Annotated in this window: 2 protein-coding genes; both read right to left on the bottom strand. The window is 73.3% G+C overall.

The features are described from left to right. Positions 1-8: 8 nt before the first annotated feature. Entirely contained in the window at positions 9-1,709 is a 1,701-nt protein-coding gene (locus ACFY0D_RS02625; RefSeq protein ID WP_390796592.1) for an ABC transporter ATP-binding protein, read from the bottom strand. Continuing rightward, positions 1,696-12,735, bottom strand: coding sequence for an amino acid adenylation domain-containing protein (locus tag ACFY0D_RS02620; protein WP_390796591.1), 11,040 nt, complete (start codon positions 12,733-12,735; stop codon positions 1,696-1,698). Before ACFY0D_RS02620 ends, ACFY0D_RS02625 begins: the two co-directional genes overlap by 14 nt. Positions 12,736-12,762: the final 27 nt, after the last annotated feature.

Below are 12,762 nucleotides of genomic sequence, written 5' to 3'. Positions count from 1 at the left end.
CCAAGGGGTCAACGGGCCACCGCCAGGCAGTACTCCTCGTCTCCGGCGAGGAGGTTGCGGTGGGTGTCCTCGGCCGTGATGACCCCGTCGTCCAGGACGAGCACACGGTCGGCGGCGTCCAGGAGGGCCGGGCTGCTGGTGATGACGACGGTGGTGCGGCCACGGCGCAGCTTCGCGACGTTGCGTGCGATGAGCTGCTCGGTGACCGCGTCGACGGCCGTGGTCGGATCGTGCAGGACGAGGATGTCGGAGTCGGCGGCCAGGGCGCGGGCCAGGGACAGCCGTTGGCGCTGTCCGCCGGAGAGGTTCGCGCCGCGGTCGCGGACCCCGTGGTCGAGTCCGTCGCGGTGGAGGGCGACGACGTCGGTCAGCATGGACGCCTCGACGGCCGCGTCGACCGTGCGGCTGGTGCCCGACGGGTCGATGTTCGTGCGGAGGGTGCCCGCGAAGATCTCGCCGTCGTACGGGTTCACCAGCATGTGCTCGCGGACCGCCTCGATCGACAGGGCGGCGAGCTCCTCCCCGCCGACCCGCACCGCTCCTTCGTACGCGTGCGGCGGGACCTTCACCGCCAGGATCGCGGCGAGGTCGGCCGCCGCCCGCGGCTGGTAGACGGCGATCGCCACGAACTCGCCGGCCGGCACCTGGAACTTCAGGGCGCGCAGGGTCCCGTACCGGACACAGTCGACCTCCAGGCCACCGCCGGCGGTCGGGCGCTCCGGCCCGTGGGCGGCCACCGGGGGCGCGGTCAGCACGAGCGCCATGCGCTCGGCCGAAGCGCGGGCCATCATCACGTACTTGGGCATGTCCGAGAACAGCTTCAGCGGTTCCATGATGAACTGGGCGAGCCCGACGGCCATGACGAGTTCCCCGACGGTGATGTGGCCGTTGAAGGCCAGCCAGCCGGCCGTCAGGGTCACGCCGGCGGCGAGTGCCGCGTTGAGGGCCATGGCGGTGCCCGCGTACACGCCGTTCACCCCGGCCACGGTGATCGCCTGGTGCTTGGCCTCCGTACTGACCTTCCGGTACGACCGGAAGGCCGCGTGGTTGCCGCCGAAGCCGTGCAGCGGGCGCAGGCCGGTGATCAGGTCGGCCACCTTCGCGCCCGCCCGGGCCACCCGGGCCTGCTGTTCGCGCGTGCTGGAGCCGATCCGCCGGGACATCACGCTCAGGACGGAGAGGATCAGGGCGGTGCCCACGATCACCAGCAGGCCGAGCCGGATGTCGGCCAGTCCCAGCGCGACCGCCGCGACCAGTACGGCGACCAGTGAGCTGATCAGCAGCGGCACCACCTCGATGATGTCGGCCGTCTGGTCGGCGTCCTCGGTGGCGATGGTCAGCACCTCGCCGGACTTGAGGCCGGCGTCCCTGGCCACCGGCTCCAGCCCGCAGTCCGCGACCCGCACCCGCCAGCGGTGCGCCTCGGTCGTGTTGGCCTTCTGCAGGATGCGCATGCCGAACCGCCACGACAGCGACACGGTCGTGATGATCACGGCCAGCGCGCCGATCGACAGGGCGAGCGCACCGGGGCTGCGGTCCTGCATCGTGTGCTCGACGATCAGGCCGAGCGCGATGGGGAAGGCGGTCTCACCGGCCTGGTAGAGGCCCATGAGGACGGTGCCCCAGGTCATGGCGCCGATGTTGCGGCGCAGGGCGGTCTTGAGGATGTCGGACCCCGGTCGGGGCCGCTGCGTGTCAGGAGTTTTCATCGAGGTGGCGGGCAATCATTTCCGGGGTTCGCAGGGTGAACAGATCGCGGACCGTGACCACAGGACCGTACTCCCGGCGGAGGAGGCCGATCAGCCGCACCGCCAGCATGGAGTGCCCTCCCAGGGACACGAAATCACTCAACGCGCTCACCTCGTCGTCGTCCAGGTCGAGTGCTTCGGCGAAGAACTCGCACACGACGGTCTCGGTCCGGGTCTGCGGGCCGCGCTCCCCCGCCGTGGTCAGCGTGCCCAGTGGCCGGGCCTCCGGCAACGCCTTGGTGTCCGCCTTCCCGTTCACGGTCAGCGGGATGCGGTCGACCTGGGCGTAGTGCGTCGGGCGCAGGAAGTCCGGCAGCCCGGCGCCCACCTCGGCGGCGACCGCCGCCAGGTCGGAGCCGCCGGGGCCGCCGAGTACGAGGTAGGCGGCCAGCCGGTACGCACCGTCGACCTGCGGGTCGGGCTGGGCGACCGCGGCGACGAACCGTACCGCCGGGTGCGCGGCGAACGCGGCCTCGACCTCACCCGGTTCGACGCGGTGTCCGCGGATCTTGACCTGCTGGTCGGTCCGGCCCAGGTACATCAGGTTCCCGTCGGGCCGCCGGGCCACCAGGTCCCCGGTGCGGTACATGCGTTCGCCGGGCGCGCCGAACGGGCAGGCGACGAACCGGTCGGCGGTCTGGGCGGGCTGCCCGAGGTAGCCGCGCGCGATGCCGATGCCCGCCACGTACAGCTCGCCGGGGACGTTGTCCGGCAGCGGCCGCAGCCACGGGTCCAGGACGTACACGTCCGTGTTGTCGATGGCCACGCCCACCACCGGGTCCTGGCATTCGAAGGTGCCGACGCCCAGGGTGTTGATCGTGTATTCGGTGGGGCCGTACAGGTTGTAGCCGGCCGTGCCCTCGGTGTCGGCGAGCCGCTGCCACAGGGTCGGGGTGACGGCCTCGCCGCCCAGCAGCACCAGGGCGGGCCGCCGCTCGGGGTGGTCGAGCAGGCCCTCGGCCACCAGCTGCTGGGCGTAGGTCGGGGTCACGTTGATGACGTCGATCGCGTGCTCCAGGCAGTACTCGACGAGGCGGGGGGCGTCGCGGCGCAGTTCCTCGTCGCAGATGTGCACCTCGTGGCCGTCGGCGAGCCAGAGCAGCTCCTCCCACGACATGTCGAAGGCGAAGGACACGGTGTGGGCGATGCGGAAGACCCGGTGACCGGGGTCCGCGAGCACCGGCTCGAAGATCCGGCGCTGGTGGTTGATCAGCATGTTGGTGAGCCCGGCGTACTCGGTCACCACGCCCTTCGGCCTGCCCGTGGATCCGGAGGTGTAGATCGTGTACGCGGGGTGGCGCAGGCGGTCCGGGTCGTCGGGTGCGAAGGTCACGAACGGCTCGGCCTCGGGGAGGGGCCGGTCCAGTTCGATCAGGTCGCCGCTCAGCCGGGGCGAGACGGCGCTCACGGTGAGGGTCACGTCCGGGCGGGAGTCCGCGACGATGGCGGCGATCCGCTCGTCCGGGTGGTCCAGCTCCAGCGGCACGTACGAGGCGCCCACGCGCAGTACGGCGAAGAGCGCGACGATCGAGTCGAGGGAGCGCGGGACGGCGAGGGCCACCGTCGTCTCGGGTCCGATGCCGCGTGCGGCGAGCACGCCCGCCAGCTCCCGGCTGCGGTCGCGGAGCCGCTCGAAGGTCATCGTCCGGCCGTGGGCGACGAGCGCGACCCGCCGCGGATCGCGGTCGGCCGCCAGGTCGAACCGGTCGACCACGGTGTCCGTGCCGACCTCCGTGCGCACGGCGGGCACCGGATCGGGCCCCGCGCCCGGCAGCGTGCCCACCGGCCCGGTGGAGCGGGCCAGGTCCCCGAGCAGGTCCAGGTAGTCGTCGAGGAGCTTACGGGCGGCCGCGGTGTCGTGATCGCGGTACTCCAGCTTGACCGTGAGCCGGTCGCCGGGGGTGACGACCCAGGTGAACGGATAGTGCGTGGAATCGTCGGCCCGGACCGCGGTGATGCCGTGCCGTGCGTTCATCTCGGCGAACGCGTCCATGTCCAGGAAGTTCTGGAGCACGAACAGGTTGTCGAACAGGGTGTCGTGGCCGCCGGCCCGCTGGATCTCGCCGAGTCCGAGGTGCTCGTGCTCCATCGCCTCGACCCGGGCCGCCTGTACGGCCGTCAGGTAGTCCCGGACGGTGTCGTCCGGCCGGGCCCTGGTCCACATGGGCACGGTGTTGAGCAGGACGCCGACGACCTCGGAGAGGTCCTCGCCCTCGCGGCCGGAGACGGTCACGCCGAACACGGCGTCGGCGCGGCCGGTGCGGGCTCCGAGCAGGAGCCCGAACGCGCCGGTCAGCACCGAGTTGAGGGTGACGCCGTACGTCCGGGCGACGTCCCGCAGCAGCTGCGACGCTTCGGCGGAGAGGGTGTGCACGAGTGTCCGCGGCAGGTCGTCGACCAGGGCCGGCGCCGGGCCGGCCAGCAGCGTGGGGCCGGGGAGACCGGCCAGGTGCTGCGCCCAGAAGCGTTCCGAGACGGCCGGGTCCCTGGCGTCGAGGGCCCGGGCGTAGTCCTCGAAGCTCGGAGTCGCCGGGGTCGCGGGGGTCAGCGTGCCCGCGACGGCGGCCTCGTAGGCGTCGAACAGGTCCCGCAGCACGATCTCGCGGGACCAGCCGTCCCACAGCAGCAGGTGGTAGCTGAGCAGCAGGCCGTCGCGGTCGCCGGGCAGCCGCACCACGGTCAGGCGGATCAGCGGCGGTTCACCCGGATCGAATCCGGTGTCGCGGTCGCGGGCGAGCAGGGCGTCGACCTCCGCCTCCGTCGCGAGGCCGACCGTACGGACGCCGACCCGCCGGCCGGCGCCCAGGACCTGAACGGCCTTGCCGTCGTCGTCGGTGGTGAAGCCGGCGCCCACGACCGGGTGCCGGGCGATCACCCACGCCATCGCCTCGGCCAGCGCGTCGGTGTCCAGGCGCCGGTCGAAGGTGAACCAGCTCTGTGCGACGTAGTGTCCGGCCGGGCCCGCCAGCTGCGCCTGGAAGAACAGGCCGCGCTGGAGCGGGGTGACCGGCGCCGTGCGCTCGGCGGTCGTGGCGGCGGCCGCGATGTCTTCCAGGGCGGCGCGCCAGTGCTCGGTGATCTCGTCGGGTATGCCCTCGGCGAGGGTGAAGACCGCGTGCAGGCTTCCGGTGGCCGCGTCGGTCCAGGCGTTGACCTCGACGGCGTACGGGCTGCCCTCGTCGGCGCCGGTGAGGTGGAGGGCCTGCGATTCGCCGCCCCGGCCGAGGTAGTTGAACAGCACCTGCGGGCGGGCGGTGAGCAGCGGGGCCGTCTGCGGGTTGAGGTACCGGAGCCCGCCGTACGCGACGTGTGCGCGCTCGTCCGGCTGGCGTTCGGCGACCTCGCGGGCCGCGGCGACGGGGTCGGTGTGCGCCGTGAGGCGCACCGGGGCGATGGCGGTGAACCAGCCGACCGTACGGGTGTAGTCGTGGTGTGCCGATGCCGGGACCCGGCCGTGCCGCTCCAGCTCGATCGCCAGATCGGTGGGCGAGGGCTGGATGCGGGTGAGCGCGGTGCGCAGCGCGCCGCACAGCAGCTCGGTGAGGCCGACGCCGAGTGCGGCGGGCGCGGTGCGTGTCACCCGGTCGCCGATCTCGGGCGGGAGGACGACCGTGGTCGCGCGCGGCCGCTCGGCCACGGGCAGCAGCGGGGGTGCCTGGAGGGTGGTGATCCAGTGCCCGAGGTCGCCGGTCTCGTGGGCCGACCGGTCGGCCAGTGCCTGCGCGTACGCGGCGTAGGAGGTGGTCGGTGGCGCGAGCGGGTTCCCGCGCAGGGCGGTGGCGATGTCGTCCAGCAGGATCAGCCAGGAGACGGCGTCGACGGCGAGGTGGTGCACGGTGACCACGAGGGTCCGGGTCGCCTCCAGCCAGGAGAACGCGATGACGTCCCCGGTCTCGGGGTCGAGCCGTCCGGCGGCTTCGTCCGCCGCGGCCGTCGCGTCGGGCGCGTCGCTGCGTACGACGGTGACCGCGCGGGCGGGTTCGGTGCGCAGGGCCCACACCCCGTGGTCGGTGCGCAGCCGCAGCCGCAGGGCCGGGTGTGCGGCGACGACGGCGTTCGCGGCGCGCTCGGCGTCGGCGTGGCCGGTGCCTTCGGCCGCGACCAGGGACCGGGCCTGGGCGAACCGGGCGAGGGATCCGCCGAGTTCGCGCCGGCGCAGGATGATCGGGGTCGGGGTCAGCGGGCCGTCCTCGCGGGGTGCGGGTGCGGGTGCGCCGGGCGCCGCGGGGTGCGGGGTGCCCGTCGCAAGGGCAAGGTGCCCGGCGAGCGCGCGGGGGGTCCTGAGCAGGAACACGTCCCGGGGGGCGATCGCGAGGCCCAGGGCCCTGGCCCGGTTGACGACGGTGATGGCGAGGATGCTGTCGCCGCCGGCCCGGAAGAAGTCGCTGTCGCCGTCGACGGCGGTGCCGGGCAGGGTCTCGGTGAAGATGCCGACCAGTGCGGTGAGCGCGGAGCCGGTCGCGGAGCCGGTCGCGGAGCCGTTCGCGGAGCCGCTCGTGGCGGCCGGTGCGTCGTGCGGTGCGTCGTGCGACGCGGCGCGTGCGGTGAGGGCCTCGCGGTCCAGCTTGCCGTTGACCGTCAGCGGCAGGGCGTCGACCGGCAGGACCAGGCCGGGCACCATGTGGACGGGCAGCTTCGAGGCCAGCAGGGCGGCGAGGTCGCCAGGCACCCGGCCCACGACGTGCGCGACCAAGTGGTCCGCGCTGCCGGCCACGGTGACGGCCACGTCGACCACACCGTCGAGTTCCCGGATCGCGGACTCCACCTCACCGAGCTCGATGCGGAAGCCCTTGAGCTGTACCTGGTCGTCGGCGCGGCCGGTGAACTCCAGCTCGCCGTCGAGCGTACGGCGGGCGAGGTCGCCCGTGTGGTACATCCGGGAGCCGTCGGCCGCGAACGGGTCCGCGACGAACCGGCCCGCGGTGAGGGACGGGCGTCCCAGGTAGCCGAGGGAGACCTGGTCGCCGGCGACGTAAATGGCGCCCACCCGCCCCGGCGGGACCGGCCGGAGCCGGTCGTCGAGCAGGTGGGTGACCAGCCCGGGGATCGGTCCGCCGATCGGGCTGACGTCGTCGCCGGGGCGGAAGTCCTCGTCGGTCAGGATCCGGTGCGTGACGTGCACGGTGGTCTCGGTGATGCCGTACATGTTGACCAGTTCGGGCGAGGCCGTCCCGTGCCGCTCGACCCAGCCGCGCAGCCGTCCGGGATCCAGTGCCTCGCCCCCGAAGATGATCCGGCGCAGGGCGGTGGCGGGCTCCTCCGCGTGCCGGTCGGCCTCGATGAACTGGTAGAAGGCCGACGGGGTCTGGTTGAGGACGGTCACCCGGCGCTCGCGCACCAGGCGGTGGAAGTCGACGGGTGAGCGGGTCAGTCCGTATTCCGGCACGAGCAGCTCGGCGCCGTGTGCGAGCGCGCCCCACAGCTCCCACACCGCGAAGTCGAAGGAGTACGAGTGGAACTGGACCCACACGTCGTGCGGGCCGAAGTCCATGGCGGGCCGGGTGTTCGCGAGCAGGGTCACCACGCTGGAGTGCGGGACGACGACGCCCTTCGGCCTGCCGGTCGACCCGGACGTGTAGATCACGTACGCGGGATCGTGCCAGTCGGCCTCGGGCCCTGCGGCATCCCCGGCGTCCGGGGCGTCCAGGGGGTCCTGCGGCGGCCGCTCCCCCTGTACGAGCACACGGGCCGGTACGCCCGCCCGGGCCAGCAGCCGCGTGAAGCGGTCCCGGTGCTCCGGGTCCACGAGCACGACCTGCGGAGCCGCGTCGGTGAGGATGTACTCCAGGCGTCCGTCCGGGTACGCGAGGTCCAGCGGTACGTACGCACCGCCCGCGGTGACGACGGCGACGAGGGCGACGACCTGTTCGAGGGAGCGCGGGACGGCGACGGCGACGCGTTCGCCCGGCCGGACACCGGCGGCGCGCAGGGCCGAGGCCAGCTCGTCCTTCGCGGCGGCCAGTTCGCCGTAGGTCAGTGACCGGCCGGCGCCGTCGAGGGCGCACTGGGTGACGGCGGTGGCGGCCGGATCGCGGTGCGCGGCGGCGTCGAAGAGTGCGCCCAGCGTCGTCGGCGTGATCCGTGCGGGGGGCCGGGTGCCGGTGGGATCCAGGTCGTCGACGAGGGCGTCCGGCCGGGTCAGCAGGCCGGTGAGGGTGCGGGTGAAGGTGTGCAGGATCGTCCGGGCGGTCGACTCCTTCACCAGCGCGCCGTCGTGGATCAGGTTGAAGCGGGGGCGGCCGTCGAGCGCGCGCTCCACCACGAGGGTCAACGGGTAGTGCGGCGCGCCCTCGTTCACGATGTCGCCGATGACGAGCGTGTGCTCGGGGCCGCGCAGGCCCGCCACGTCGGTCGCCACGTCGAACACCACCAGGGTGTCGAAGAGCGGGCCGGCTCCGCTCAGCCGGCTGATGCGCGCCAGGGAGACGTGCTGGTGCGCCAGCACCGCGCTCTGGTGGTCCCGTACCGAGGCGAGCAGGTCGCGCGCCGTGGTGGTGGCGGCCCAGCGCGCGCGCACGGGGATCGTGTTGATGAACAGACCCACCATGTCCCCGATGCCGGGCACGTCGGCGTCGCGCCCGGACACCGTGGAGCCGAAGACGACGTCCCTGCCCTGCAGGAGGCCGCCGAGCGTCGCGGCCCAGGCGCTGTGCACGGCCACGCTGAGCGGCACGCCGGCGGACCGGGCGGCCTCGTCGACGTCGCCCTCCGGCGAGGTGGCGGTGTCGGCGAACCGGTCGGACGGCGTGTGCCCCTCGGCGACCAGCGAGGGGCCGGGGAGCCCGGCGAGCTGCTCGCGCCACACCCGGTCGCTCTCGTCCTCGTCGCGTTCGGCGAGCCAGCGCACGTAGTCGGTGAAGCCGCCGAGCGGGTGCACGGTCCCCGGCGCGTGGTACTCGGTCAGCAGCGCGCGGAGCATCGGCGGCACCGACCAGCCGTCGGCGATGATGTGGTGCACGGTCTGCACCAGGACGCTGCGGGCGGGGCCGGTGCGGATCAGCGTGTACCGCATCAGCGGGCCGCTCGCCAGGTCGAACCCGGCGCGGCGGTCGCGCTCGGCGTGCTCGCGGATCTCCTCGTCGGTGATGCCGGGGCGGTCCAGGGTGGTGAACGGGGCCCGGACCCCGCCTTCCAGTACGGAGACCACGCGGCCGTCGGCGAGGGCCGTGAACCGTGCGGCCAGGTTGGGGAAGAGCGTGAGCAGGCGGGTGGCCGCCGCCGCGAGCCGGTCGGCGTCCGCCTCTCCGTCCAGGGTCAGGAGCTGCTGCTCGACGTAGCTGCCCGCGGAGTCGTCGTCGAAGACCGAGTGGAAGTAGAGGCCCTCCTGGAGCGGGGTCAGCGGCAGGACGTCCCGCAGCGCCGGACCGTCCAGCTCGTCGACGTCGGCCTGGGTGAGCTCCGGCATGGCGAAGTCGCTGGGCGAGTGGCCGCCCACGCCGAGCCCGGCCAGGTCGAGTGCGGCAAGGGCGGCCAGTCCGGCCAGGGCCTCGCGGAAGTACCCGCCGATGGTCTCGATGTCCGGGTCGGTGAGCAGCCCGTCGGGCCAGGAGAGGGTGGTGACCAGTTCGTACGCGCCGCCGGCCGAGGCGGGTTCGGCGATCGCGTTGAACTCCAGGGCGCGCGGCAGCCGCATCCTGGGGGCGCGCTTCTCGCCCAACTGGCCGGTTGTGTGCGCGAGTTCCCAGTCGCCGGAGGATCCCGCGTCGAATCGGCCCAGGTAGTTGAAGAGCACCTGGGGGGCGGGCGCGTCGAACGCCGTGCCGGCCAGATAGCGCAGGGCGCCGTAGGAGACGCCGTTGCTCGGCACCCGCGCGAGGTCCTCCTTGACCGCCTTGAGCGCGGCGACCAGGTAGGCGGGAGCCGTGAGGTCGGCGGCGGCGCCGGGGTCGACGGTGACCGGGAACAGCGTGGTGAACCAGCCCACGGTCCGTGACAGTTCCGGCTCGAAGCCGGCGGAGTCCGCCACGTGGCGTCCTTCGCGGCCGTGGCCCTCCAGTTCGATGTGCGCGAACGTCTGGTCCTGGCCGAGGTCGCGGCGCCACCGGGCGAGGGTGACGGCGAGCGCGGTCAGCAGCACGTCGTTGACGCCCGCGTGGAACCTCGCGGGGACCTCGCCCAGCAGCGCGGCCGTGATGTCGGGGCCGACCGAGAGGGTCGTCGTGCGTTCCCGGGCGACGGTGTCGGCCGCCGACAGCGCGCGCCGGCCCAGCGGCGCGTCCGCCCCGGGCAGGGCGCGCCGGAAGTGGGCGAGGTCGGCGTCGAACCCGGCGCGCGCCAGGAGCTGCGTCCAGCGCCGGAACGACGTGCCCACCGGGGGCAGGCCGATCGGTGCGCCCGAGACGTACCAGCGCCATGCCGTGGAGAGGTCCTCCATCAGGATCCGCCAGGACACGCCGTCGATCACCACGTGGTGGGCGACCAGGACCAGCTGGCGCGCCTCGCGGCGCCAGACGGCGCGCAGCATGACGCCGTCGGCCGGGTCCAGACCCTCGGTGGCGAGCGCGAGGCACTCGTCGAGCGGCCGGTCGCTCTCCTGCCATCGCGCTACGGCCCGGTCCGCTTCCGGGATCTCGAAGCTCCAGCGCTCGCCCCGCACCAGCTTGGCGCGCAGCATGTCGTGCCGTGCGACCACGGCGGTGAGGACGGCGTCGAGCGCGTCGGCCGTCAGGTTCGCCGGGGTGTTCAGCACCACCGACTGCACGAAGCCGTCGATGGCGTCCGTGGTCGCGCCCAGCCACTGCACGATCGGCGATCCCACGACCGTACCGGTGGCGACGTCGCCGTGGTCCACGGCGGCCGCTTCGCGGTCCGCGACCGCCGCCAGCGCGCCCACGACGCTGTTGGTGAAGATCTGGCGGGCCGTGACGTGGAGGCCCGCCTCGCGCAGGGCGCTCAGCAGGGAGATCGCCAGGATGCTGTCTCCGCCGAGCTGGAAGAAGTCCTGGTCGACGCCGACCGCGTCACGCCGCAGCACCGCCGCGACCGCCGCGCACACCAGGCGTTCGTTCTCGGTGACGGGCGGGGCGAACGCGCCCGCGCCGGCCTGGGGCTCCGGCAGCGCGCCCCGGTCGAGCTTGCCGTTGGCGGTGAGCGGGAACTCCTTCATCACGACGATGTGGGCGGGCACCATGTACTCGACCATGTGCCCGGTGGCCCACTGCCTGACCTCGTCGGCGCGCAGGTCCTCGCTCCCGGTGGCGGGGATCACGTAGCCCACGAGGTAGGTGCCGCCGGCCGTGTTCTTCTTGGCGACGACGCAGGTGTGGCGTACCTCGGGGTGCTCGGCGAGGCCGACCTCGACGTCCTCGATCTCCAGCCGCATTCCGCGGATCTTGATCTGGTTGTCGGCGCGGCCGAGGAAGTCCAGGGATCCGTCGGGGGCGAAGCGGGCGAGGTCGCCGGTGCGGTACAGCCGGGATCCGTCGGCGGCGAAGGGGTTCGCGACGAACCGGGAGGCCGTCAGGCCGGGAGCGCCCACGTAGCCGCGCCCGAGCAGGAACCCTCCGACGTACAGCTCGCCGCCGACCCCGACCGGGACCGGGCGCAGTTCGTCGTCGAGGACGTACAGCTGGGTGTTGGGGTTGGCCTTGCCGATCGATGTCGACAGGCGTTCCGCGGCGCCCCGGTAGATGACGTGCGAGACGCCGATCGTCGTCTCGGCCGGGCCGTAGCCGTGGTACATGGGTATGTCGAGCCGGGTGCGGAAGCGCTCGTACAGCTCCGGGGTCAGCACCTCGCCGCCGCACCACACGTGCCGCAGGCTGTCCAGCCGTCCGGAGTCGCCCGCGATCTCCAGCAGTACGTCCAGCATGGACGACACGAGGTAGGTGAAGGTGACGCGCTGCTCGGCGATCACGCTCAGCAGGTGGTGCGGGTCGCGTTCGCCGCCGGGGCGCAGGACCACCAGCCGGCCGCCGCACACCAGCGGCAGGAAGATCTCGTTGATGGAGATGTCGAAGGACAGCGGCGCCTTGAACAGCGACGCGTCGTCGTGGCCGAAGCCCAGGATCTCCCCGACCTGCCACAGCAGGCGCTCGCTGATGGCCTCGTGGCGGATCATCGCGCCCTTGGGCCGGCCGGTCGAACCGGAGGTGAAGATCACATAGGCCAGGGCGTCGCCGGGGACGGTGACCCCGGTCCCCTCGCCGGGGTAGGAGCCGAACCGCCAGTCGCCGAGGTCGACGGGCACGGCTTCCGGTTCGTCCGGGGCGTGTTCGCCCGAGTCGTTGAGCTGCAGGACCACGCGGGCGTCGGCGATGACGACGGAGCGGCGCGCCGCGGGCCACTGCGGATCGAGCGGTACGAACGCGGCTCCCGCCTGGAGCACGCCGAGCAGGCCGATCACCATGGCGGCGGAGCGGTCGAGGGAGACGGCGACGACCTGTTCGGCGGTGAGGCCGCGTTCGATCAGGTGGTGGGCCAGCTGGGCGGAGAGTTCGGCGGCCTGGCGGTAGGTCAGCGAGCGGTGCTCGTCGACGACGGCGACGGCGTCCGGCCGCAGGCGTGCCTGCTCGCGGAACATCTCGACGATGGTCGGGCGGATCCGGTCCGCCCCGGTGTCGTTCCACTCGGCCAGGGTCGCGAGCCGCTGCGCGACACCGGAGGGGCCGATGGTGGAGAGGGGCCGGTCCGGGAAGTCGGCCAGGTCGTCCAGGGCGAGTTGCGCTTCGGCCGGTACGACGCCTTCGGGGAGGGTGATGCTCCGGCCGGCCGGGCCGACCGGGCCGTCGAGGCCGTCGAGGCCGTCCGTCCCGACCTCCCAGCCGGCCGTTCCCGCACCGCCGCTGTCCGCCCAGCCGAGCACGTCGGCGAAGAGGGTGCCGGGGGTGAGGTCCAGGCCGTCGGGGCTCCGGCCCGTAGCCCAGTAGGCCAGTGCGACGGCGCACGCCCGGGCGATCGTCGTGTCGCCGTAGTCGCCGGATCGCCGGCGCACGTCGGCCAGGCGGGTGGGAGAAAGCAGCACGAGACGAGCGGTCGATTCCGTCATCGAAGGCTCAACGCCCTTTCCAGATCG

Source organism: Streptomyces sp. NPDC001502, from assembly GCF_042894785.1.
GTDB classification, from domain to species: domain Bacteria; phylum Actinomycetota; class Actinomycetes; order Streptomycetales; family Streptomycetaceae; genus Streptomyces; species Streptomyces kutzneri.
The sequence above is the reverse complement of the archived record's forward strand: the minus strand, read 5'-3'. Positions and strand labels throughout refer to the sequence as shown.